The organism is Pseudomonas putida (assembly GCF_002906855.1).
GTDB classification, from domain to species: domain Bacteria; phylum Pseudomonadota; class Gammaproteobacteria; order Pseudomonadales; family Pseudomonadaceae; genus Aquipseudomonas; species Aquipseudomonas putida_N.
This window is the reverse complement of the sequence record NZ_MINI01000048.1, coordinates 491,322-514,482: the sequence shown is the minus strand read 5'-3', so window position 1 is coordinate 514,482 and position 23,161 is coordinate 491,322. Positions and strand designations below refer to the sequence as shown.

Annotated in this window: 26 protein-coding genes, 1 tRNA gene and 2 pseudogenes; 22 read left to right on the top strand and 7 right to left on the bottom strand. The window is 62.5% G+C overall.

Annotated features, from left to right (window positions below; all coding sequences use genetic code 11):
* Positions 1-40: 40 nt before the first annotated feature.
* Together mnmH and selD are read right to left on the bottom strand one after the other, a co-directional pair.
* Positions 41-1,141 carry a tRNA 2-selenouridine(34) synthase MnmH gene (gene mnmH / locus BGP85_RS25150; protein ID WP_103445637.1) on the bottom strand — a complete coding sequence of 367 codons (1,101 nt, stop codon included), beginning with the start codon at positions 1,139-1,141 and terminating at the stop codon, positions 41-43.
* On the bottom strand, positions 1,141-2,175 hold the full coding sequence (gene selD / locus BGP85_RS25145; protein WP_103445636.1) for a selenide, water dikinase SelD: 1,035 nt from the start codon (positions 2,173-2,175) through the stop codon (positions 1,141-1,143). Before selD ends, mnmH begins: the two co-directional genes overlap by 1 nt.
* 126 nt (positions 2,176-2,301) lie before the next feature.
* On the opposite strand from selD, the gene BGP85_RS25140 reads away from it, so the two are divergent.
* From BGP85_RS25140 to phnE, 4 genes are read left to right on the top strand one after another with little or no spacing between them, the layout of a single operon-like run.
* Positions 2,302-3,156 (top strand): putative selenate ABC transporter substrate-binding protein, encoded by an 855-nt coding sequence (locus BGP85_RS25140; RefSeq protein WP_103445635.1) that lies wholly within the window; start codon positions 2,302-2,304, stop codon positions 3,154-3,156.
* Complete coding sequence (locus tag BGP85_RS25135) at positions 3,153-3,950, top strand: phosphonate ABC transporter ATP-binding protein (RefSeq protein ID WP_103445634.1); 798 nt, start codon at positions 3,153-3,155, stop codon at positions 3,948-3,950. Before BGP85_RS25140 ends, BGP85_RS25135 begins: the two co-directional genes overlap by 4 nt.
* Entirely contained in the window at positions 3,944-4,771 is an 828-nt protein-coding gene (locus BGP85_RS25130) for a PhnE/PtxC family ABC transporter permease (RefSeq protein ID WP_103445633.1), read from the top strand. Before BGP85_RS25135 ends, BGP85_RS25130 begins: the two co-directional genes overlap by 7 nt.
* Positions 4,768-5,535 (top strand): phosphonate ABC transporter, permease protein PhnE, encoded by a 768-nt coding sequence (gene phnE / locus BGP85_RS25125; RefSeq protein ID WP_103466612.1) that lies wholly within the window; start codon positions 4,768-4,770, stop codon positions 5,533-5,535. The genes BGP85_RS25130 and phnE overlap by 4 nt, the downstream gene beginning before the upstream one ends.
* Positions 5,536-5,565: 30 nt before the next feature.
* Here phnE and BGP85_RS25120 read toward each other — a convergent pair whose 3' ends face one another.
* Positions 5,566-6,456, bottom strand: coding sequence for a bestrophin family protein (locus BGP85_RS25120; RefSeq protein WP_103445631.1), 891 nt, complete (start codon positions 6,454-6,456; stop codon positions 5,566-5,568).
* Between the two features lie 210 nt (positions 6,457-6,666).
* On the opposite strand from BGP85_RS25120, the pseudogene BGP85_RS29700 reads away from it, so the two are divergent.
* Positions 6,667-6,810, top strand: a pseudogene (locus BGP85_RS29700) (addiction module antidote protein); the annotation flags it as partial.
* Positions 6,811-6,823: 13 nt separating this feature from the next.
* On the opposite strand, the pseudogene BGP85_RS29395 reads toward BGP85_RS29700, so the two are convergent.
* The 3 genes and pseudogenes from BGP85_RS29395 to BGP85_RS25100 all read right to left on the bottom strand — a co-directional run.
* A pseudogene (locus tag BGP85_RS29395) lies at positions 6,824-6,907 on the bottom strand (GNAT family N-acetyltransferase); the annotation flags it as partial.
* Between the two features lie 111 nt (positions 6,908-7,018).
* A complete protein-coding gene (locus BGP85_RS25105; protein WP_103446230.1) occupies positions 7,019-7,663 on the bottom strand; it encodes a trypsin-like peptidase domain-containing protein in 645 nt (214 codons plus the stop codon).
* A 397-nt stretch (positions 7,664-8,060) separates the two neighbouring features.
* Positions 8,061-8,145: transfer RNA gene (locus BGP85_RS25100), tRNA-Leu, on the bottom strand.
* A gap of 108 nt (positions 8,146-8,253) precedes the next feature.
* On the opposite strand from BGP85_RS25100, the gene queA reads away from it, so the two are divergent.
* The 6 genes from queA to BGP85_RS25070 all read left to right on the top strand — a co-directional run bounded on the left by queA (position 8,254) and on the right by BGP85_RS25070 (position 14,319).
* Entirely contained in the window at positions 8,254-9,303 is a 1,050-nt protein-coding gene (gene queA, locus BGP85_RS25095; protein WP_103445630.1) for a tRNA preQ1(34) S-adenosylmethionine ribosyltransferase-isomerase QueA, read from the top strand.
* 14 nt (positions 9,304-9,317) lie between these two features.
* Positions 9,318-10,433 (top strand): tRNA guanosine(34) transglycosylase Tgt, encoded by a 1,116-nt coding sequence (gene tgt, locus BGP85_RS25090; protein WP_163986015.1) that lies wholly within the window; start codon positions 9,318-9,320, stop codon positions 10,431-10,433.
* A 42-nt stretch (positions 10,434-10,475) separates the two neighbouring features.
* Positions 10,476-10,811, top strand: a complete 336-nt coding sequence (gene yajC, locus BGP85_RS25085) for a preprotein translocase subunit YajC (protein WP_027920288.1) — start codon at positions 10,476-10,478, stop codon at positions 10,809-10,811.
* A gap of 64 nt (positions 10,812-10,875) precedes the next feature.
* The gene (gene secD / locus BGP85_RS25080; protein ID WP_103445628.1) at positions 10,876-12,738 is read left to right on the top strand and encodes a protein translocase subunit SecD; all 1,863 of its coding nucleotides are present in this window, start codon (positions 10,876-10,878) and stop codon (positions 12,736-12,738) included.
* 10 nt (positions 12,739-12,748) lie between these two features.
* Positions 12,749-13,657, top strand: coding sequence for a protein translocase subunit SecF (gene secF, locus BGP85_RS25075; RefSeq protein WP_103445627.1), 909 nt, complete (start codon positions 12,749-12,751; stop codon positions 13,655-13,657).
* A 119-nt stretch (positions 13,658-13,776) separates the two neighbouring features.
* Positions 13,777-14,319: a glycine zipper 2TM domain-containing protein gene (locus BGP85_RS25070; protein WP_103445626.1), complete on the top strand. Its 543-nt coding sequence runs from the start codon at positions 13,777-13,779 to the stop codon at positions 14,317-14,319.
* 56 nt (positions 14,320-14,375) lie between these two features.
* Here BGP85_RS25070 and suhB read toward each other — a convergent pair whose 3' ends face one another.
* Positions 14,376-15,194, bottom strand: a complete 819-nt coding sequence (suhB, locus tag BGP85_RS25065) for a type III secretion system regulator SuhB (protein ID WP_103445625.1) — start codon at positions 15,192-15,194, stop codon at positions 14,376-14,378.
* Between the two features lie 151 nt (positions 15,195-15,345).
* Here suhB and trmJ point away from each other — a divergent pair, with 151 nt between their 5' ends.
* From trmJ to ndk, 11 genes are all read left to right on the top strand, one after another.
* Positions 15,346-16,116 carry a tRNA (cytosine(32)/uridine(32)-2'-O)-methyltransferase TrmJ gene (gene trmJ, locus BGP85_RS25060; RefSeq protein WP_103446229.1) on the top strand — a complete coding sequence of 257 codons (771 nt, stop codon included), beginning with the start codon at positions 15,346-15,348 and terminating at the stop codon, positions 16,114-16,116.
* A gap of 3 nt (positions 16,117-16,119) precedes the next feature.
* Positions 16,120-16,908, top strand: a complete 789-nt coding sequence (gene cysE / locus BGP85_RS25055) for a serine O-acetyltransferase (protein WP_103445624.1) — start codon at positions 16,120-16,122, stop codon at positions 16,906-16,908.
* 179 nt (positions 16,909-17,087) lie between these two features.
* A complete protein-coding gene (gene iscR, locus BGP85_RS25050) occupies positions 17,088-17,579 on the top strand; it encodes a Fe-S cluster assembly transcriptional regulator IscR (RefSeq protein WP_008092572.1) in 492 nt (163 codons plus the stop codon).
* A gap of 51 nt (positions 17,580-17,630) precedes the next feature.
* The gene (locus BGP85_RS25045) at positions 17,631-18,845 is read left to right on the top strand and encodes an IscS subfamily cysteine desulfurase (protein ID WP_103445623.1); all 1,215 of its coding nucleotides are present in this window, start codon (positions 17,631-17,633) and stop codon (positions 18,843-18,845) included.
* Positions 18,846-18,891: 46 nt separating this feature from the next.
* Complete coding sequence (gene iscU / locus BGP85_RS25040; protein ID WP_007929523.1) at positions 18,892-19,278, top strand: Fe-S cluster assembly scaffold IscU; 387 nt, start codon at positions 18,892-18,894, stop codon at positions 19,276-19,278.
* Between the two features lie 35 nt (positions 19,279-19,313).
* Positions 19,314-19,637: an iron-sulfur cluster assembly protein IscA gene (gene iscA, locus BGP85_RS25035; protein ID WP_023630636.1), complete on the top strand. Its 324-nt coding sequence runs from the start codon at positions 19,314-19,316 to the stop codon at positions 19,635-19,637.
* Positions 19,638-19,645: 8 nt separating this feature from the next.
* Positions 19,646-20,167 (top strand): co-chaperone HscB, encoded by a 522-nt coding sequence (hscB, locus tag BGP85_RS25030; RefSeq protein ID WP_027920280.1) that lies wholly within the window; start codon positions 19,646-19,648, stop codon positions 20,165-20,167.
* A 42-nt stretch (positions 20,168-20,209) separates the two neighbouring features.
* Positions 20,210-22,072 (top strand): Fe-S protein assembly chaperone HscA, encoded by a 1,863-nt coding sequence (gene hscA, locus BGP85_RS25025; protein ID WP_103445622.1) that lies wholly within the window; start codon positions 20,210-20,212, stop codon positions 22,070-22,072.
* 3 nt (positions 22,073-22,075) lie between these two features.
* Positions 22,076-22,417 carry an ISC system 2Fe-2S type ferredoxin gene (gene fdx, locus BGP85_RS25020; protein WP_103445621.1) on the top strand — a complete coding sequence of 114 codons (342 nt, stop codon included), beginning with the start codon at positions 22,076-22,078 and terminating at the stop codon, positions 22,415-22,417.
* Between the two features lie 10 nt (positions 22,418-22,427).
* Positions 22,428-22,628, top strand: coding sequence for a Fe-S cluster assembly protein IscX (gene iscX / locus BGP85_RS25015; protein ID WP_027920277.1), 201 nt, complete (start codon positions 22,428-22,430; stop codon positions 22,626-22,628).
* Between the two features lie 90 nt (positions 22,629-22,718).
* A complete protein-coding gene (ndk, locus tag BGP85_RS25010; RefSeq protein ID WP_011532343.1) occupies positions 22,719-23,144 on the top strand; it encodes a nucleoside-diphosphate kinase in 426 nt (141 codons plus the stop codon).
* Positions 23,145-23,161 lie beyond the last annotated feature (17 nt).

The window sequence follows — 23,161 nt, the reverse complement described above, 5'->3', positions numbered from 1 at the left end:
TTTGCCTGAGGCTAGCTCCCACAGGAGGAGCGCGCCTCGATCAACGTTGGGCGCGGGCCTTGAGGTATTCGCGCACTTCCACGCCATCCCCGGCAAACTCGATCCGCTCGGCCTTGGCTTCACGCTGGTAGGCGTACATCGGGTCGTAGTATTCCTTGAGCAACCCTTCGATCCAACCCCGATGCAGGTCCACCTCGCCACTGCGCAGTTGCTCGTCCAGCGCCTCATTCAAGATCGCAGACAAGCGCTGGAAGCGCTCTCCGCCAAGACGCTTGTGGATGTTGCTCATGCTTTGCGACATGCGTTCGGCAAACAGCCGGCGACCGTCTTCTTCGCCATGCACATCAACGAACTCGGCGCACAGGTTGATCACGTAATCGCGCAGGATGCGCTCCACGCGATTCTCGAAACTGTCCTCCAGCCACACCACCGGGTAGTGCTGCATGCCTTGGTACAGCTCCAACGGCACCGAGCAGCTGCCGACAATGCGGCCCTCATCTTCCAGCACGAACTGTTCGATGCCACGGGCGCGCTTCTTCAGCACGTCGACGGCCAGCTTGTTCTCGAAGTCGATCTGCGCCGGTTGGCCGGTGGCGCGTTTGCCGAAGCTGGAGCCACGGTGATTGGCATGGCCTTCAAGGTCGAGCACGTTGTTCAGCTGGTGCAGCACGTCGGTCTTGCCGGTGCCGGTGAGGCCGCCAACCAGCACGAAGTCGCACTGCTCCACGGCCCGCTGGGTGGTTTCCAGCAGGAAGGTACGCATGGCCTTGTAGCCGCCCTTGATGCGCGGGTAGTCGATGCCGGCCTCGTCGCGCAGCCACTGCTGCACGATCAGCGAGCGCAGGCCGCCACGGGCGCAGTACAGGTAGCCATCAGGGTGGGCCTTGGCGAAGCTGGCCCAGGCATGCAGGCGCTCGCGCTTGGTCGCGCCGCTGACCAGCTGGTGGCCGAGGGTGATGGCAGCGGCCTGGCCCTGCTGCTTATAGCAGGTCCCGACCTTCTGCCGCTCCTGGTCGTTCATCAGCGGCAGGTTGACGGTGCCGGGGAAGGCACCTTTGACGAATTCGATCGGCGCGCGCATGTCCATCATCGGCGCGTCGTCGAGGAACAATTGGCGGAAGTCGGTGCAGTCGGGGCGCATCAGTTCACCTCGACCGCATGGCTCTGTCGCTCGACCAGCAGGCCGATTGGCGACAGGTTCAACCCCAGTTCGCCTGCCACTGCCAGGAACTCGGCTTCGCCTTCAGGGGTAACGGCGACCAGCAGGCCACCGCTGGTCTGCGGGTCGCACAGCAGGTGCTTCTGCTCGTCGGTCAGCGCGCCGAGTTTGTGCCCGTAACTGTCGTAGTTGCGCAGTGTGCCGCCAGGAATGCAGCCTTCGGCCAGGTAATGGTCGACGCTCGGCAGGCGTGGGACGGCGGCGTAATCCAACTCTGCCGTCAGGCCGCTGCCTTCTGCCAGCTCCACCAGGTGGCCGAGCAGGCCGAAGCCGGTGACGTCGGTCATCGCCTTGACTCCATCGAGCTTGCCGAAGCGGCTGCCCGGGGTGTTCAGCGTGCACATCCAGTCGCGCGCCAGGCCCTGGTCCTGCTCGCGCAGCTTGGCCTTCTTCTCGGCGGTGGTGAGGATGCCGATGCCCAGTGGTTTGGTCAGGTACAGGCGGCAGCCGGCGGTGGCGGTGTCGTTGCGCTTGAGGTGGCGCTTGCTGACCACGCCGGTGACCGCCAGGCCGAAGATCGGCTCCGGCGCGTCGATGGAGTGGCCGCCGGCCAGCGGGATGCCGGCTTCGGCGCACACGGCGCGGCCGCCGCGGATCACTTCGCGGGCAACTTCCGGTGGCAGTACGTTGACCGGCCAGCCGAGGATGGCGATGGCCATCAGCGGGTCGCCGCCCATGGCGTAGATGTCGCTGATCGCGTTGGTGGCGGCGATGCGCCCGAAGTCGTACGGGTCATCGACGATCGGCATGAAGAAGTCGGTGGTCGATACCACCCCGCGCTGGTCATCCAGGGCATACACGGCGGCGTCGTCACGCGAGGCATTGCCGACCCACAACTTCGGGTCCAGGGCCTGGGCGCCGCTTTCGGCGAGGATCACATCCAGCACCTTGGGGGAGATCTTGCAGCCACAGCCGGCACCGTGGCTGTACTGGGTCAGGCGAATCGGCTCGCTCATGTGCACCTCAGGGGATCAATTTGTTGCGCGATTGTAGCAAAGCTGGCCTTTGCGCCTGCGACTCTTATAATTCCCAGCGTCGGCGTGTTGCCGGCACTTTCCCCGCTATTGAACCGGAGAACTCCCATGCTCAAACGCCCCCTGGCGCTTGCCGCCGGCCTCGTGCTGTCCTGCTGCGCCGTAGTCGCCCAGGCTGCCGACACCTTGCGGGTCAGTGCCATCCCCGACGAAGCACCGACCGAACTGCTGCGCAAGTTCGAGCCACTGGGCAAGTACCTGTCCAAGCAACTGGGCATGGACGTGAAGTTCGTTCCGGTCGCCGACTACCCGGCGGTGGTCGAATCGCTGGCCAGCAACCGCCTGGACATGGCCTGGCTGGGTGGTTTCACCTTCGTCCAGGTGCACCTGAAAGACCCAACCGCCACGCCGCTGGTGCAGCGTGAACAGGACGCCCAGTTCACCTCCAAGTTCATCACTGCCAACCCGGCCGTGAAGAGCCTGGCTGACCTCAAGGGCAAGTCGTTCGCGTTCGGTTCGATCTCGTCCACTTCGGGCAGCCTGATGCCGCGCTACTTCATGCTCAAGGAAGACAACATCAAGCCTGAGAGCTACTTCAGCCGTGTGGCCTATTCCGGTGCCCACGACGCCACCGTGGCCTGGGTGCAAGCGGGCAAGGTCGATGGCGGCGTGCTCAATGCCAGCGTCTGGCAGAAGCTGGTCGATGCCGGCAAGGTCGATACCAGCAAGGTCAAGGTGTTCGCTACCACGCCGACCTACTACGACTACAACTGGACCGTGCGCGGCAACATGGACCCGGCGCTGAAAGAGAAAATCAAGAAGGCCTTCCTCGACCTCGACCCGGCCAATCCGGAGCACAAGGCGATCCTCGACCTGCAGGCGGCCAGCCGCTTCATCGAGACCAAGCCTGAAAACTACGCGGGCACCGAGCAAGCCGCACGTGAGGCCGGCCTGCTCAAGTGACTATTCATGTACACGGCGCCGGCCTGCGCCACGGCCAGGTCCGCGCGCTCGATGCTGTCAGCCTGAGCATCGCCAAGGGTGAGCGGGTGGCGATCATCGGCCCTTCGGGGGCCGGCAAGTCCAGCCTGCTGCACCTGATGGCCACCGCCGTGCAGCCCAGCAGCGGGCACCTGGAACTGTTCGGTGAGCAGCCCTGGGCGCTGTCTGCCGGGGCGCGCCAGCGCCTGCGGGCACGGATTGGGCTGGTGCACCAGGCTCCGCCGCTTCCTCCGCGCCAGCGTGTGGTAACAGCCGTGCTGGCGGGGCGCCTGGGGCAGTGGGGCTTGTTGCGAGGCCTGCTCAACCTGGTGTATCCGACCGATGTGCCGGGGGCGCGCCAGGCCTTGGCCGAGTTGGGCCTGGCCGACAAGCTGTTCGTCCAGTGTGGACAGCTGTCCGGTGGGCAATTGCAGCGGGTCGGCATCGCCCGGGCGTTGTATCAGCGGCCGGAAGTGCTGCTGACCGACGAGCCAGTGTCGGCCATGGACCCAGTGCTGGCCGATCACAGCCTGGCATTGCTCAATCGCCATGCGCAAGCCAATGGCGTGACCCTGGTGGCCAGCCTGCATGCAGTGGACCTGGCGCTGGCGCATTTCCCACGGGTGATCGGCATTCGCGAAGGGCAAGTGGCGTTCGACTGCCCGGCCGAGTCGGTGACCACGCAATTGCTGGATGCGCTGTACGCCAACGAGCAACTGGGCTCGCCAGCGCAAGCACAGGGGCCGACCCTGACCGTGCAGATTCCACGATGCTGAAGGCCGATGCCCGCGACCCGGCTGCGTTGCCGCGTTTGTTACTGACTCTGCTGGCATTGGCCGTGCTGTGGCCTGGGCTGCAATTGAGCGAACTGAACCCTGGCGTCTTGCTGCAGGCGGAGAACCGGCAGCAGATCGCCAGTTTCACCAGCGCCTTCTGGCCGCCGGCGCACAGTGCCGAATTCCTCAAGTTACTGTACGAGTCCACCTTGCAGACTTTGGCCGTGGCGACAGCCGGCATGGCCCTGGCGCTGGTGCTGGCAGTCCCGACCAGCCTGTTGGCCAGTCGTGCGCTGTCACTGCGCGCTGCCTCCCGGGGTGGCCGGGCAGGACTGTGGTCGCGCTTGTTGCGCCTGCCTGTGCGCGGCTTGCTGATTTTTCTGCGTAGCGTGCCGGAGATCGTCTGGGCGCTGCTGTTCGTGCGGGCCGTGGGCCTGGGGCCGACGGCCGGTGTGCTGGCCATCGCCATTACCTACAGCGGCATGCTCGGCAAGGTCTACGCGGAAATCTTCGAATCGGTCGACCAGCGCCCGGCGCATGCCTTGCTGCAGGCCGGCAGCGGCCGATTGACGGCGTTCTTCTACGGCATTTTGCCCAGTGCGTCGGCGGAAGTGGTGTCCTACACCGTCTACCGCTGGGAATGTGCCGTGCGCGCCTCGGTGGTGATGGGCTTTGTCGGTGCCGGTGGGCTGGGGCAGCAGATCGACCTGTCGATGCGCATGTTTGCCGGGGGCGAAGTGGCGAGCATGCTGCTGGCGTTCCTCGGTCTGGTGCTGCTGGCCGACCTGCTTAGCCGCTTCCTGCGCGGGAGGCTGGCATGAACCGGGTGATCAACCTGCTGGTGATCGTTGCCATCGTCGCGGCAGTGGTGGCGTCGTTCGGTTATCTGCAACTGGACCTGCATGCCTTGGTGGGTGATGGCGGGTTGGGGCAGATGGGCGAGTACGCAGCTCGCTTCCTGCATCCGGATCTGTCCGGCGAGCACCTGCAGGCGGTAGGGCGGGGTGCCATGGAAACCCTGGCCATGTCCGGGCTGGGCACCTTGCTGGCGATGTTCCTCGGCATGCTGTTGGCCTTGCCGGCGGCGGGGCGCTTCGGTTGGCCGCTGCAATCGCTGGCGCGGTTGCTGCTCAATGCCTTGAGGGCCATTCCGGAGTTGGTGTGGGCGGCGTTGACGGTGCTGGCGGCGGGCCTTGGGCCCAATGCCGGTACCTTGGCCCTGGCGCTGCACACGTCCGGGGTGTTGGGGCGGCTGTTCGCCGAAGCGCTGGAGAATGCGCCGGCAGAGCCCGCCGCAGCCATTCGCCTGCAGGGCGGCGGGCAGGTGGCAGCGTTCTGTTTCGGGACCTTGCCGAACCTGTGGCCCCAGTTGCTCGCATACAGCCTGTACCGCTGGGAGAACAACATTCGCATGGCCAGTGTGCTGGGGTTTGTCGGGGCAGGGGGGTTGGGGCCGATGCTCTATACCACCCTGAGCCTGTTCCAGGAGGCCCAGGCCAGTACGGTGATCATGGCGATGTTGCTGCTGGTGCTGCTGGTGGATGCCTTCAGCGATGTGTTGCGCCAGCGGTATGTGCGGGCCTGACAGATAGCAGGGGCTGCAACGCAGCCCCATTCACGACACCAACTCCTCACACTGCGCTTCCCGCTGCATCGATTCCAGATTCCGCTCGATGGTCTCGCAGATGGTATCCATCTGAATCTGATGCTCACTTAAGCGAAACGGACTCTGCAGATCCGTCCCGATCCGCTCGATCGCCAGCAGCATGAACCCGACCACCGTCGATGCCAGCGGCGTGAACCAGCCCAGCGATTCCACCAGCCCCACCGGCACGATCAGGCAGAACAGGGTGATGAACAGCCGCGGAAAATACACGTAAGGGTAGGGCAGCGGCGTATTGGCGATCCGTTCCATGCCACCCTGGGCGTTGGACAGGTCCACCAACGTCGACTCCAGCCGCGCCAGGCGAATGCTGTCCAACCGCCCGGCCTGGTATTCCCGTGCCAGCAACGCCGCCGAGCCGCTGAGAATATCGTTGGCGAAGTTGTTCGATCGGTTACGCCGCTCGAACTCGCCCGGCGGGATAAATGCCATCAGTTCGTCCGGGCAGGCCTCACCCTTCAGGTGCGCCGCCAGGCAGTTCACATAGGCGATGTGCCGACGCAGCAAGGTCGCCTTGACCGGGTTCAACCCATCTTCGGTGTCATCGATCAACGTCAGCGTCTGCCGGGCGAAGCTGCGCGAACCGTTCACCAACGCTCCCCATAAAGTTCGCGCTTCCCACCAGCGGTTGTAGGCGCTGCTGTTGCGAAAGCTCACCAGCACCACCAGCGCCGAACCCAGCAAGGTCAGCGGAATCAGCGGCAGGGTGAACTTGCTGTTGAAGAACAGCATGAAGTCGATGGTGACCAGCACGTCCCAGAGCAGCAGCCAGAACAGCGACCAGCCAATGTAGCCGAAGGTCTTGACGATCAGGCGGTATTTGCGGGCGATGACGTCTTTCACACGAGCTGCCTCGAAAAGCCGGGGATGCAGGATGGGACGTCGAGGGGCGGGTATGGTTCGGTGCTGTTCGTCCTGGCGATGTTACTGGACGTGTTGTTTAAAAAGCGCGAAGCGGACTACACAGCTTTCGGAGGCCGCTGACTAGGGTGTCGAAAAAAGAACTGGCATTGTCGGTGCCTCTTTATTTCGCGCATTTATGCGGGGGCTCTGATGAAGCCGAATCTGATTCCTTTCGACATGGCAAGCCTCCTGGATTGCGAAGAGGCAATCGAGGAATACCTGATGCAGGTGATGAGCGATGGCAACTCTGCCGAACTTGCCCGGGCGCGGCTTCACGTTGACAGAGCGCGGGCGCGCAATGCCGTGATCAACGCAGTTGCTGTTTCATCTGTACCAACGCCACCCGCTTGCCATCCTGAGCCTGCCGCTCCTCAATGCCAAACGGTACGAACTGGGTTGGACGGGGCGGTTGGCAAAGTGCATGGCAGGTCCTTTTGCGTGAATGTGCTGGCCAAATCATCAGGCCGACCGCAACCGTATCATGTTGGCCCACAGCGGTGGATCAAGGCTTGCTGGCAACCACATAGCCCTTCACCGGGGCAGGCGCGCCGTTCGGTTTGCCCTTGTGCGCCAGGTACTGGAAGCGCCGCCATTCCTTGTCGATCTCGCTGTACGACATGAACACACTGACGCGTGCCTTGCCGGCCAGGTCCGGGCGGTTGCGGGCATCGATTCCGTCCTTGGCGATGAAGGCGACGTTCATCCCGACCACCCTGCCGTCATCGGCGAACACCGGGCCACCGGACATGCCCTTGACCAGCGGGCCGTCATGCACCGAGTAGAAGACACTGCCCGGTGTGCCTTCCAGGCGCACCAGCGAGTCGAGCGTATGGCCCTTGCCTTGCACCGGCATCATCAAGCTGTTGAAGCCGACCGCCGTCACCGACTCGCCCGGGACGAACTGGCGCCACTGCGGCACCTTGCTGGCCTTGTGCCTGAAGAACACCACATCACCCAGCCCTTCATGCACCACGTTGCGCAGGAACGGGGTGTGCTTGGCAGTGACGGCGTAGTCTTCATTCCACTGAATGGCGCTGGCCATCAGCAGCATCGGCAGGGGGGCACCGGAGGTGACGACAAAAGCCTGGTCGTAGACGGGGTCTGAAACGTATGCGGTTGGCATTCCATTGCACCCACTCAGCAGCATCATTGCTGCCAGACAGGGCGCGGTTTTGTTCATGGGTCACGCAGTCATCATGGGTAAGGGGGCGCAACTATGGCTAAGTGATATTACGGCATCAATACTTTCGGCATATAACCGACGAATGACAGCTTATGGCCAGCACTGCCGTGGCGGCCAATAGATTCGCTGGATGCCTGTAAAGCACGTGGTCGTTGGGGTGGCGTCAAAAGGCGGGGGTTCTGGCTTGTAAGGATGAATGAGCTGGGTTGAGCTCGATTGAGCTCGATTGAGCTGCATTGAGCTGCATTGAGCTGGATAGGGCATTTGACGTATGCGAGGGGAAGCCAACTCCCGCAGAGGCGCTAAAGACTAAATTGCAGGCACAAAAAAACCGACCATAAGGTCGGTTTCTTCTGGATCTTGGTGCCCCGAGGGAGACTCGAACTCCCACTCCTTTCGAAAACGGATTTTGAATCCGCCGCGTCTACCAATTCCGCCATCAGGGCTTGTGGCGCGCAGTATAGAGAGCTGCCCTTGGTCGGTCAATCGGCTTTCATGGTCAATTTTCACGCATTGGGCTAAACTTCCCGGCCCTGTCGAACCCGAACATCATCATGCGCGTCGCCGATTTTTCCTTCGAACTCCCCGATTCCCTGATCGCCCGCCACCCTCTGGCCGAGCGCCATGGCAGCCGTCTGCTGGTCCTCGATGGGCCGAGCGGGGCGTTGGCGCACAAGCAATTCCCCGATCTGCTCGACTATCTGCGGCCGGGCGACCTGATGGTGTTCAACAACACCCGGGTGATTCCGGCCCGGCTGTTTGGCCAGAAAGCCTCTGGCGGCAAGCTGGAAGTGCTGGTCGAGCGTGTGCTCGACAGCCACCGCGTGCTGGCCCATGTGCGGGCCAGCAAGGCGCCGAAAGAGGGTGCAGTGATCCTCATCGATGGCGGTGGCGAGGCTGAAATGGTTGCCCGCCACGACACGCTGTTCGAGCTGCGCTTCACCGAAGAGGTGCTGCCACTGCTCGATCGCGTCGGCCACATGCCGTTGCCGCCGTACATCGACCGCCCCGACGAAGGCGCCGACCGTGAGCGCTACCAGACCGTGTACGCCGAACGCGCCGGTGCGGTGGCCGCGCCGACTGCCGGCCTGCACTTCGACGAAGCGCTGCTGGAGAAGATCGCCGCCAAGGGCGTCGAGCGCGCCTTCGTCACCCTGCATGTGGGGGCTGGCACCTTCCAGCCGGTGCGGGTCGACAAGATCGAAGATCACCATATGCACAAAGAGTGGCTCGAAGTGAGCCAGGATGTGGTCGACGCCATCGAGGCCTGCCGCGCCCGTGGCGGCCGGGTGATCGCGGTCGGTACCACCAGCGTCCGCTCGCTGGAGAGTGCGGCGCGCGACGGCGTGCTCAAGGCCTTCAGCGGCGACACCGACATCTTCATCTACCCGGGCCGGCCATTCCATGTGGTCGATTGCCTGGTCACCAACTTCCATCTGCCGGAGTCCACGCTGCTGATGCTGGTCTCGGCCTTCGCCGGTTACCCCGAGACCATGGCTGCCTACGCGGCGGCGGTCGACAACGGTTACCGCTTCTTCAGTTACGGTGATGCCATGTTCATTACCCGCAATCCGGCGCCACGCGGCCCAGAGGATCAAGCATGAGTCGCACCTGTCGAATGTCGTTCGAACTGCTGGCCACCGACGGCAAGGCCCGTCGTGGTCGGCTGACCTTCCCCCGTGGCACGGTCGAGACGCCGGCGTTCATGCCGGTGGGCACCTATGGCACGGTCAAGGGCATGCTGCCGCGTGACATCGAGGCCATCGGCGCCGAGATCATCCTCGGCAACACCTTCCACCTGTGGCTGCGCCCGGGTACCGAGGTGATCAAGAAGCACAATGGCCTGCATGACTTCATGCAGTGGAAAGGCCCTATCCTCACCGATTCCGGTGGTTTCCAGGTGTTCAGCCTGGGCGCCATGCGCAAGATCAAGGAGGAAGGCGTGACCTTCGCCTCGCCAGTCGACGGCTCCAAGGTGTTCATGGGCCCGGAAGAGTCCATGCAGGTGCAGCGCGACCTTGGCTCGGACATCGTGATGATCTTCGACGAGTGCACGCCGTACCCGGCCGAGCACGACGTGGCGCGCACCTCCATGGAGCTGTCGCTGCGCTGGGCCCAGCGCTCGAAAAATGCCCACGGCGACAGCACCGCAGCGCTGTTCGGTATCGTCCAGGGTGGCATGTACCAGGACTTGCGTATGCGCTCGCTGGAAGCGCTGGTCAATATCGACTTCGACGGCCTGGCCATCGGCGGCCTGTCGGTCGGCGAGCCAAAGCACGAAATGATCAAGGTGCTCGACTACCTGCCGGACCAGATGCCGGCTGACAAACCTCGTTACCTTATGGGGGTAGGCAAACCGGAAGATCTGGTTGAGGGTGTGCGCCGCGGCGTCGACATGTTCGACTGCGTGATGCCCACGCGCAACGCGCGCAACGGCCACCTGTTCGTCGATACAGGGGTGATCAAGATCCGCAACGCGTTCCATCGCCACGATGATTCGCCGCTGGATCCGACCTGTGACTGCTACACCTGCACCAACTTCTCCCGCGCTTATCTGCACCATCTGGACAAGTGCGGCGAAATGCTGAGCAGCATGCTGAATACCATCCACAACTTGCGCCATTACCAGCGCTTGATGGCCGGTTTACGCGAGGCTATTCAACAGGGTAAATTGGCCGCCTTTGTCGACGCCTTCTACGCCAAACGCGGGCTGCCTGTGCCGCCTTTGGACTGACTGTTCGCATCCATTATTAGAAAATTACATTAGGAGTGCCCAATGAGCTTCTTGATCCCCGCCGCATACGCGGACGCTGCAGCACCCGCCGCTGGCCCAGCCGGTACCGGTTTCGAGTGGATTTTCCTGGTCGGTTTCCTGGTCATCTTCTACCTGATGATCTGGCGCCCGCAGTCCAAGCGCGCCAAAGAGCAGAAGAACCTGCTGAGCAACTTGCAGAAAGGTGACGAAGTTGTCACCAACGGCGGCATCGCCGGCAAGATCGTCAAGGTTTCCGATGACTTCGTGGTCCTGGAAGTTTCCGACACCGTCGAGCTGAAGTTCCAGAAGGGTGCCATCGCGGCCACCCTGCCAAAAGGTACGCTCAAGGCTATCTGAGTTACCGGTTTCATTTTTCCAGTCGGGGCGCGCAAAGCGCCCCGCGTCTTGAACGGGCGGCGTGATGCTGAACAAATACCCTCTGTGGAAATACGCACTGATCCTGGTGGTACTGGCGATCGGTTTCATTTATTCCGCTCCCAACCTCTACCCGGATGATCCGGCGGTACAGATCAGCGGTGCCAGCTCGGCGCTGCAGGTCAACCAGGCCGACCTCGACCGTGTCAGCAAGGCGCTGGTCGATGCTGGTATCACCGTCAAGGGCGCAAGTCTGGGTGAGAAGGGCAGTGGGCTGATTCGCCTGACCAACCAGGAAGCTCAATTGCCAGCCAAGGATGTAGTGCGCAAGGCACTGGGCGATGATTACGTCGTGGCCCTGAACCTGGCCCAGACTACCCCGCAATGGCTGCGCAACCTGGGTGCAAGCCCGATGAAGCTGGGCCTGGACCTGTCCGGTGGTGTGCACTTCCTGCTGGAAGTGGACATGGACAAGGCCATGAGCGCCCGCATGAAAGTCTACGAAGGCGAGGTCAAGACCTTGCTGCGCAAAGAGCGCATCCGCTACCGCAGCCTGCCGCAGCAGGATGGCGGTGTAATGCTGGGCTTCGCTGACGATGCTACCCGCGAACAGGCACGTGCCCTGATCCGCAAGAATTTCAATGATTTCGACCTGACCACCACCGAGCGCAACGAGCTCGCCGTGCTGCGTCTGGCGCTGACCCAGGCGAAAGTCGCCGAGATCCGCGAATACTCGATCAAGCAGAACCTGACCACCGTCCGCAACCGTGTGAACGAGCTGGGCGTGGCCGAGCCGCTGGTACAGCGCCAGGGCGCCAACCGCATCGTGGTCGAGCTGCCGGGCGTACAGGACACTGCCGAAGCCAAGCGTATCCTCGGCAAGACTGCCAACCTGGAGTTCCGCTTCGGTGCCGAGCCGGGCGCTTCCAAGGCTACTACCGAGGTCTTCGAGTTCCGTGAGGGCAACCGTTCCGCTGCTGTCGAGCGCGGCCTGATCATCACGGGTGACCAGGTTACCGACGCCCAGGCCAGCTTCGACGAGCACGGCCGGCCACAGGTGAACATCCGCCTGGATGGCCATGGTGGCGAGCTGATGAGTCGCGCCACCCGCAGCAACGTTGGCCGTAGCATGGCGGTGATCTTCATCGAGCAGAAGCCGGTCACCCGCTACGTCAAGCAGACTGTCGATGGCGTCGAGAAGGACGTTGCCGTGCAGAGCTTCCAGGAAGAGAAGAAGATCATCAGCCTGGCGACCATCCAGTCGCCACTGGGCAGCCAGTTCCGCATCACCGGCCTGAACGGCCAGGGTGAATCGTCGGAACTGGCCCTGCTGTTGCGTGCCGGTGGTCTGGCTGCGCCGATGTACTTCGCCGAAGAACGTACCATCGGTCCAAGCCTGGGTGCTGACAACATCACCAAGGGTATCGATGCGTCGCTGTGGGGCATGCTGTTCGTCTCGCTGTTCATCATCGCCATCTACCGCGGCTTTGGCGTGCTCGCTACCATCGCCCTGGCGGGCAACATGGTGCTGCTGTTGGCGCTGATGTCGCTGCTGGGTGCCACGCTGACCCTTCCGGGTATTGCCGGTATCGTGTTGACCATGGGTATGGCGGTGGACGCCAACGTGCTGATCTTCTCGCGTATTCGGGAAGAAATTGCCGCTGGCATGTCGGTGCAGCGCGCGATCCATGAAGGTTTCAACCGTGCCTACTCGGCAATCGTCGACGCCAACCTGACCACCTTGCTGGTCGGCGGCATCCTGTTCGCCATGGGTACCGGCCCGGTCAAGGGCTTCGCGGTGACCATGTCCCTCGGGATTTTCACCTCGATGTTCACTGCCGTCATGGTGACCCGTGCACTGGTCAACCTGACCTGTGGCGGGCGTGACATCAAGAAGCTGTGGGTTTGAGGGAGCTGCGATGAAAACCATCAATTTCATGGGCGTACGCAAGATTGCGTTCGCCGCCACCATGCTCCTGACGGTGCTGGCGTTGTTCAGCTGGTTCCACAAGGGTTTGAACTTCGGCCTCGACTTCACGGGCGGCACACTGATCGAGCTGACCTATGAGCGGCCGGCCGACCTCAAGGCAGTACGTGCCGAGTTGCAAGACTCCGGCTTCCACGAGGCCGTGGTGCAGAGCTTTGGCGCCACCACCGACCTGCTGGTGCGCATGCCGGGCGATGACCCACAGCTGGGTGCCAAGGTTGGCGCGGCCCTGCAGAAGGCTGGCGGCGACAACCCGGCCACCCTCAAGCGCGTCGAGTTCGTCGGCCCGCAGGTAGGAGAAGAGTTGCGCGACCAGGGCGGCCTCGGCATGCTCCTGGCGCTGGGCGGCATCCTCATCTACCTGGCTTTCCGCTTCCAGTGGAAGTTCGCCGTGGGCGCGATCGTCTCGCTGATCCACGACGTGGTGGTGACCCTGGGTATCCTGTCGTTCTTCCAGATCACCTTCGACCTGACGGTGCTGGCAGCGGTACTCGCGATCATCGGCTACTCGCTGAACGACACCATCGTCGTGTTCGACCGGGTGCGTGAGAATTTCCGCGTGATGCGCAAGGCCTCGCTGATCGAGAACATCAACGTCTCGACCACCCAGACCCTGCTGCGCACCATCGCCACCTCGGTGTCGACCTTGCTGGCGATCGGTGCGTTGCTGATCTTCGGTGGCGACAACCTGTTTGGCTTCTCGCTGGCGCTGTTCATCGGTGTCCTGGCCGGTACCTACTCGTCGATCTACATCGCCAACGTGGTGCTGATCTGGCTGAACCTGAACAGTGAAGACCTGATTCCTCCTGCGAAAAACGAAGGTGCGGATGACCGTCCTTAAGGGCTAGTCCTACGCCGTTCGGCGATGAAAAAGGCGTGAGTGTTGAACTCACGCCTTTTTTTTTGCTCCAAGGCTGGGAGAAAGCAGGTTAGCCCCTGCAGGTACAACAGGAGGTTCATGTGAACAAATCAATGCTCGTAGGCGCTGTGCTGGGTGCTGTCGGTGTTACTGCCGGAGGTGCTGTTGCCACCTACAGCTTGGTGAACAAGGGGCCTGAGTACGCCCAGGTCACCGACGTGCAACCGATCAAGCAACAGGTCAAAACTCCGCGCGAGGTCTGCAAGGACGTCGCCGTTACGCGTCAGGCGCCGGTCAAGGACCAGCACCAGATCGCCGGTACCGTGGTCGGTGCCCTTGCTGGCGGCCTGCTGGGTAACCAGATCGGCGGCGGCACCGGCAAGAAGATCGCCACCGTGGCCGGTGCGGTCGGTGGTGGTTATGCCGGCAACAAGGTGCAGGAAGGCATGCAGCAGCGTGATACCTACACCACCACACAAACCCGCTGCAACACGGTCAACGACATCAGCGAGAAGGTAGTTGGTTACAACGTGACCTATTCCATTGGTGATCAGGTGGGCAAGGTGAAGATGGACCGCGAGCCGGGTTCGACCATTCCGCTGGACAAGAATGGCAAGCTGATCCTCAGCGAAGCTGGGCAGTAAGCGACAGGCATAAAAAAAGCACCCCCAGGGGTGCTTTTTTTGCCTGCAATCCGCGCTTAGCGCTTCATGTGCTCTGGCAGGTGTGGCTGGATAGCGGTCAGTACGGCCTTGAAGCACTTGATGTTGCCTGCAACGATGTGGCCCTTGTCGAGGAAATCGTGGCCACCGTTGAAGTCGCTCACCAGGCCACCGGCTTCCTGGATCAGCAGCACGCCTGCAGCCATGTCCCATTCGGACAGGCCCGACTCCCAGAAGGCATCGAAACGGCCGGCAGCCACGTAGGCCAGGTCCAGGCTGGCGGAGCCTGCGCGGCGGATGCCGGCGGTCTGGCCAGTCAGGGCGCGGAACATGCCCAGGTAGTTGTCCAGGTCAGCCATCTGGTTGTCACGGAACGGGAAGCCGGTGCCCAGCAGTGCGCCTTCCAGGCTGGTGCGCGAGCTGACGCGCAGGCGACGGCCATTGAGCTGGGCGCCACGGCCACGGCTGGCGGTGAATTCTTCCTGGCGAACCGGGTCGAGGACGACCGCGTGCTCGAGGCGACCGCGGTACTTGCAGGCGATGCTGACGGCGAAGTGCGGGATGCCGCGCAGGAAGTTGGTGGTGCCATCCAGCGGATCGATGATCCACAGGTAGTCCTTGCCTTCTTCGCCGGTGCCCGCGTGCATGCCCGTCTCTTCACCCTGGATCGAGTGGTTCGGGTAGGCCTTGCGCAGTGCGTCGACGATTTTCTGTTCGGCGGCGCGATCAACTTCGGAAACGTAGTCCTTAGCCTCTTTCTCGTCGACCTTGATGGTATCCAGGCGTTCGATGGAGCGGAAGATCAATTCACTGGCGCTGCGAGCGGCGCGCAGGGCGATATTCAGCATAGGCTGCATGGGCGGGTCACCTGGAGATGTTAAAGAGGAAAGCCGGCCATTCTAGCAGAAATTTTTGAAGGCAGAAGTGCCACATTTGCTTTCGTGGCGTTACGCCTGTCGGTTCTGTAAGATCGAAGGCCCTGATTCCTGCATCTGTGAGCACAACACCTTGCTGCAAAATATTCGTGTTGTTCTGGTCAATACCAGCCACCCCGGCAACATCGGCGGCGCTGCGCGTGCCATGAAAAACATGGGCTTGTCGCGTCTGGTGCTGGTGCAGCCAAAAGAGTTCCCGTCCGGCGACGCCACTGCGCGTGCCTCGGGCGCCGACGACATCCTGGCCAATGCCCAAGTGGTCGACAGCCTTGAAGACGCGCTGGTCGGCTGCAGCCTGGTCATGGGCACCAGTGCCCGTGAGCGCAGCATCCCCTGGCCTTTGATCGACCCGCGCGAATGCGGGGCCAAGGCCGTGGAGCACGCCACCGGCGGCGAAGAGATCGCCTTGGTGTTCGGGCGTGAACACGCTGGCCTGACCAACGAAGAACTGCAGCGATGTCACTTCCACGTGCACATTCCCTCGAACCCCGACTTCAGTTCGCTGAACCTTGCCGCCGCGGTCCAGGTGCTCTCCTATGAGGTGCGCATGGCCTGGCTGGCAGCCGAAGGCGCGCCCTCGAAAGTCGAGAAGTTCGATGCCAACTCGCTGCGCAGCAACGAGCTGGCGACCATGGACGAAATGGAGCTGTTCTATGAACACCTGGAGAACACCCTGGTGGACATCGGCTTCCTCGACCCTGAGAAGCCCAAGCACCTGATGGCGCGCCTGCGCCGGCTATATGGGCGCAGCTCGGTCAATCGTTCGGAAATGAGCATTTTGCGCGGCATCCTCACCGAGACCCAGAAGGTCGCACGGGGCGAGCCGCATAAACGGAAGGACTGACAGATGTTCGAGCGTCTGCGTGAAGATATCCAGAGCGTATTTCATCGAGACCCGGCGGCGCGCAATGCCTTCGAGGTGTTGACCTGCTACCCCGGCATGCACGCCATCTGGCTGCATCGCCTGGGCAACGCCCTGTGGAAGCGCGATTTCAAGTGGCTGGCCCGCCTGGTGTCGAACTTCGGTCGCTGGCTGACCGGTATCGAGATCCATCCCGGCGCGACCATCGGTCGACGCTTCTTCATCGATCACGGCATGGGCATCGTCATCGGCGAAACCGCCGAGATTGGTGACGATGTCACCCTTTATCAGGGTGTGACCCTGGGCGGCACCAGCTGGAACAAGGGCAAGCGCCACCCGACCCTGGAAAACGGTGTGGTGGTAGGGGCGGGTGCCAAGGTGCTTGGCCCGTTCACCGTCGGTGCCGGGGCCAAGATCGGCTCCAATGCGGTGGTGACCAAGGCGGTGCCGGCCGGCGCCACGGCCGTCGGCATCCCGGGGCGGATCATCGTCAAGAACAGTGAAGACACCGAGCTCGAGGCCAAGCGCAAGGCGATGGCCGAGAAGATCGGTTTCGATGCCTATGGTGTCAGCGGCGACATGCCGGACCCGGTAGCCCGGGCCATCGGCCAGATGCTCGACCACCTGCAGGCCGTCGACGAGCGCCTGGAGGGCATGTGTGGCGCGCTGACCAAGATGGGCAGTGACTACTGTGCCAAGGAACTGCCGAAGCTGCCGGAAGATGACTTTGCGGTCGAAACCCAGGCTGCCCAGCGCGACACTCAGTCGCATTGATTACGCCGCAGTGACGTCACCCTGACATATGGGGCGTGTGCTCACGCCCCATTACTGCTACAATCGCGCCCGCCTCCCAGATGCAAACCCGACTAAAGCAGTAGGTCTAATAGTTGACTTAAATGCTCGGGAATCGCATACTCGCACACATCCCGTAACTCCCGTGGTACCCAATAGCCATGCGACTGACTACCAAAGGCCGATACGCCGTGACTGCCATGCTCGACCTGGCACTGCACGCGCAGCATGGGCCGGTGTCTTTGGCCGACATTTCCGAGCGCCAGGGCATTTCCCTCTCTTATCTGGAACAGCTGTTCGCCAAGCTGCGCCGCAGCAGCCTGGTCTCCAGCGTGCGCGGTCCGGGCGGTGGCTACCAGTTGTCGCGCGGCATGGAAACCATCCAGGTGGCCCAGGTCATCGACGCGGTCAACGAGTCGGTAGATGCCACCCGTTGCCAGGGCCTCGGGGATTGCCATGCCGGTGACACCTGCCTGACCCACCACCTGTGGTGCGACCTCAGCCAGCAGATCCATGAATTCCTCAGCGGCATCAGCCTGGCCGACCTCGTCATGCGCCGTGAGGTGCAGGAAGTCGCCCAGCGCCAGGACCTGCGGCGTGTCGCAGGCCGTACTGCCCAGCTGGACAAGATTGAGACGTCCGCCGTCGACTGACCTTTTATTTTAACAGTGACGAGCGACGCCACCGCCTGATAGGAGATACCCATGAAGTTGCCGATCTACCTCGATTACTCCGCTACCACGCCGGTCGACCCTCGCGTCGCCCAGAAGATGGCCGACTGCCTGCTGGTCGACGGCAACTTCGGTAACCCGGCCTCGCGTTCCCACGTGTTCGGCTGGAAGGCCGAAGAAGCGGTCGAGAACGGTCGCCGCCAGGTTGCCGACCTGATCAACGCCGATCCGCGCGAAATCGTCTGGACCAGCGGTGCCACCGAGTCCGACAACCTCGCCCTGAAAGGCGTGGCGCACTTCTATCAGACCAAGGGCAAGCACATCATCACCTCCAAGATCGAGCACAAGGCGGTCCTGGATACCGCTCGCCAGCTCGAGCGTGAAGGTTTCGAAGTCACCTACCTGGAACCGGGCGAAGACGGCATCGTCACCCCGGCCATGGTCGAAGCCGCCCTGCGCGACGACACTATCCTGGTCTCGCTGATGCACGTGAACAACGAAGTCGGTTCGATCAACGACATCGCCGCCATCGGTGAACTGACCCGTTCGCGTGGCGTGCTGTTCCATGTCGATGCTGCGCAGTCGGCCGGCAAGGTCGAAATCGACGTTCAGAAGCTGAAGGTCGACCTGATGTCGTTCTCGGCGCACAAGGTCTACGGCCCTAAAGGTATCGGCGCGCTGTACGTCAGCCGCAAGCCGCGTGTGCGTCTGGAAGCCATCATTCACGGCGGTGGCCATGAGCGCGGCATGCGTTCGGGCACGCTGCCGACCCACCAGATCGTCGGCATGGGCGAAGCCTTCGCCATCGCCAAGCAGGAAATGGCCGCCGAGAACGTGCGCATCAAGGCCCTGAGCGACCGCTTCTTCAAGCAGGTCTCGGACCTCGAAGAGCTGTACGTCAACGGCAGCAAGACTGCCCGCGTACCGCACAACCTGAACCTGAGCTTCAACTACGTCGAAGGCGAGTCGCTGCTGATGTCTCTGAAGGACATCGCCGTATCGTCCGGTTCGGCCTGTACCTCCGCTTCGCTCGAGCCGTCGTATGTACTGCGCGCTCTGGGCCGCAACGACGAGCTGGCGCACAGCTCGATCCGCTTCTCCTTCGGCCGCTTCACCACCGAAGAAGAAGTCGACTACGCCGCGCAGCAAGTCTGCATGGCTGTCAACAAACTGCGTGAGCTGTCGCCGCTGTGGGACATGTACAAAGACGGCGTTGACATCTCCAAGATCGAGTGGGCCGCCCACTAAGCAGTCGCCGGCAAGAGCGGCTCCCTGATGAGGAAGGAATTGCACCATGGCATACAGTGAAAAGGTCATCGACCACTACGAAAACCCACGCAACGTCGGCAAGATGAACGCCGAGGACCCGGATGTCGGTACCGGCATGGTCGGCGCTCCAGCGTGCGGTGACGTGATGCGTCTGCAGATCAAGGTCAACGAGCAAGGCATCATCGAAGACGCCAAGTTCAAGACTTACGGCTGCGGTTCGGCCATCGCTTCCAGCTCCCTCGCCACCGAGTGGATGAAGGGCAAGACCCTGGACGAAGCCGAAACCATCAAGAACACCCAGCTGGCGGAAGAACTGGCGTTGCCGCCAGTGAAGATCCACTGCTCGGTACTCGCCGAAGATGCCATCAAGGCAGCCGTTCGCGACTACAAGCAGAAGAAAGGCTTGATCTAAGCCGCCCGTTGCAAGGTAAGACTCAAGGAGTTCCGATGGCTATCAGCATGACAGAAGCCGCCGCCAACCACATTCGCCGCTCCCTCGACGGGCGCGGCAAGGGTGAGGGCATTCGCCTGGGCGTGCGCACCACCGGCTGCTCGGGCCTGGCCTACGTGCTGGAGTTCGTCGACGAGCTGGCCGCAGAGGACCAGGTGTTCGAGAACCATGGCGTCAAGGTGATCATCGATCCCAAGAGCCTGGTGTACCTCGATGGCACCGAGCTGGACTTCGTCAAGGAAGGGTTGAACGAAGGCTTCAAGTTCAACAACCCCAACGTGCGCGGTGAGTGTGGCTGCGGCGAAAGCTTCAACGTCTGAGGCTGGCCGTGGGTACTCCTTGTCATTTCGCTCTGTTTGACCTCCAGCCCTGCTTCCGCCTGGACCTCGACAAACTGGCCACTCGCTATCGCGAGCTGGCCCGCGAGGTCCATCCGGACCGCTTCGCCGACGCCTCCGAACGCGAGCAGCGGGTAGCGCTGGAAAAGTCCGCGGCTCTCAACGACGCCTATCAGACCCTGCGCAGTGCGCCGCGCCGTGCCCGCTACTTGCTGGCTATCGGTGGCCACGAAGTGCCCCAGGAAGTCACGGTCCATGACCCTGATTTCCTGTTGCAGCAGATGCAGTGGCGCGAAGAGCTCGAAGAGCTGCAGGATGAAGCCGACCTCGATGGCGTGGCCGTGTTCAAGAAGCGCCTCAAGGCTGCCCAGGACACCCTCAACGAGGATTTCGCCGCCTGCTGGGATGTGCCTGCCGAGCGCGACAAGGCCGAGCGCCTGATGCGCCGCATGCAGTTCCTCGACAAGCTCGCTCAAGAAGTGCGCCAACTGGAAGAGCGCCTCGACGATTAACCCGGTGTCGCCCGTGATGACGCCTAAGGTATTCAGATAAGCATGGCCCTACTGCAGATCGCCGAACCCGGTCAAAGCCCTCAGCCGCACCAGCGTCGCCTGGCGGTGGGGATCGACCTGGGTACCACCAATTCTCTGGTCGCTGCCGTGCGCAGCGGTCGCAGCGAGCCCCTGCCCGATGCGCAGGGCAACGTCATTCTGCCGTCGGCGGTGCGTTACCTGGCTGGCCACAACGAAGTCGGCCTGGCCGCGCGCGAAGCGGCATCCAGCGACCCGCTGAATACCGTGCTGTCGGTAAAGCGCCTGATGGGCCGTGGCTTGGCAGACGTCAAGCAGCTCGGCGAGCAGCTGCCGTACCGCTTCATCGGCGGCGAGTCGCACATGCCGTTCATCGACACCGTCCAGGGGCCGAAAAGCCCGGTGGAAGTGTCCGCCGACATCCTCAAGGTGCTGCGCGAGCGTGCCGAAGCCACCCTGGGTGGCGAGCTGGTGGGTGCGGTAATTACCGTGCCGGCCTATTTCGACGATGCCCAACGTCAGGCTACCAAGGATGCTGCGCGCCTGGCCGGCCTGAACGTGCTGCGCCTGCTCAACGAACCGACCGCCGCTGCCGTGGCCTATGGCCTGGACCAGAATGCCGAAGGCCTGGTGGCCATCTATGACCTGGGTGGCGGTACCTTCGATATTTCCATACTGCGTCTGACTGCTGGTGTGTTCGAAGTGCTGGCTACCGGTGGCGATACCGCACTGGGCGGCGACGATTTCGACCACGCCATTGCTGGCTGGATCATCGAGCAGGCCGGCCTCTCCGCTGATCTCGACCCGGCCACCCAGCGCCAGCTGCTGCAGGCTGCCTGCGCCGCCAAGGAAGCCCTGACCGACGCTGATACTGTCAGTGTCAGCCACGGCGCCTGGACGGGCGAGCTGAGCCGTACCGCCTTCGAAGCGATGATCGAGCCCTTGGTTGCCCGCAGCCTGAAAGCCTGCCGCCGCGCCGTGCGCGACAGCGGCGTCGAGCTGGAAGAAGTGGGCGCAGTGGTGATGGTCGGTGGTTCGACCCGCGTGCCGCGCGTGCGCGAAGCCGTGGGCGCGCTGTTTGGTCGCACCCCGCTGACGTCGATCGACCCTGATCAGGTGGTGGCCATCGGTGCCGCCATCCAGGCCGACACCTTGGCCGGTAATCGTCGCGAAGGTGGCGAACTGCTGCTGCTCGATGTCATCCCGCTTTCCTTGGGTCTTGAGACCATGGGCGGGCTGATGGAGAAGGTGATCCCGCGCAACACCACCATTCCGGTGGCCCGCGCCCAGGAATTCACCACCTACAAAGATGGCCAGTCGGCCATGATGATCCATGTCCTGCAGGGTGAGCGCGAGCTGATCAGCGACTGCCGCTCCCTGGCGCGCTTCGAGCTGCGCGGCATTCCGGCCATGGTTGCCGGCGCTGCGAAGATTCGCGTGACCTTCCAGGTCGACGCCGACGGCCTGCTCAGCGTTGCAGCCCGTGAACTGGGCTCGGGCGTGGAAGCCAGCATCCAGGTCAAGCCGTCCTACGGCCTGACCGACGGCGAGATCGCCCGCATGCTCAAGGATTCCTTCGAGCACGCAGGCTCCGACAAGCAGGCGCGCCAGCTGCGCGAGCACCAGGTCGACGGCGAACGCCTGCTCGAAGCGGTGCAGGGCGCCCTGGATGCCGACGGTGACCGCCTGCTCAGCGAAGACGAGCGGGTCGCCATCGAGTACCAGATGCAAGAATTACGTGATTTGCTCAGCGGCACCGATGGCGCGGCCATCGAGCAGCAGACCAAGCGTCTGTCGCAGGTGACCGATGCATTTGCCGCCCGTCGCCTTGATTCGACGGTCAAAGCCGCACTGGCCGGGCGCAACCTGAATGAGATCGAGGAGTAACCGATGCCCCAGGTGATTTTCCTGCCGCACGAGAAGTTCTGCCCGGACGGGCTGGTGGTTGAGGTGGAGCCAGGTACCAACATCCTGGAGCTGGCCCACGAGCACCACATCGAGATGGAAAGCGCGTGCGGCGGCGTGTGCGCCTGCACCACCTGCCACTGCATCGTGCGCGAAGGCTTCGATTCGCTCGAGGAAGCCGACGAGCTGGAAGAGGATATGCTGGACAAGGCCTGGGGCCTGGAGGCGCAATCGCGCCTGGCCTGCCAGGTGACCGTTGGTGAGGATGACCTCACCATCGAGCTGCCCAAATATACGCTCAACCACGCTGCCGAAGCGCCGCACTGAGGTTTGCCCCATGAGCTTGAAATGGATTGATGTACTTGAGATCGCCATCCAGCTTGCGGAAAGCAAGCCGGACGTCGATCCTAAATATGTGAATTTCGTCGATCTGCACCGTTGGGTGCTGGCGTTGCCAGAGTTCAGCGACGATCCGTCACGTGGCGGTGAGAAAGTGCTCGAGGCCATCCAGGCGGCCTGGATTGAAGAAGCCGACTAAGCGTGACGCTGCAGGTTAGGCAATCCCCTGGAACCCGCGTATAATTCGCGGGTTTAATTTTTCGTAACACTCAATATTCTGGAGTTTTCCATGGCTGTTCAACGTACTTTCTCGATCATCAAGCCTGACGCCGTTGCCAAGAACGTAATCGGCAAGATCACCACCCGCTTCGAAGAAGCCGGCCTGAAAATCGTTGCCTCGAAAATCAAGCAACTGTCCAAAGCCGAAGCCGAAGGCTTCTACGCCGAGCACAGCGCTCGTGGCTTCTTCGGTGACCTGGTTGCCTTCATGACTTCCGGCCCAGTTGTTGTTCAGGTTCTGGAAGGCGAAAACGCCATCGCTCTGAACCGTGAGCTGATGGGCGCTACCAACCCTAAAGAAGCTGCTCCAGGTACCATCCGTGCTGACTTCGCCGAGTCGATCGACGCCAACGCCGTTCACGGTTCGGACTCCGAAGCTGCCGCTGCTCGCGAAATCGCTTACTTCTTCGCTGCTACCGAGGTAACCACTCGCTAAGCGAAAGCTTACGGGTG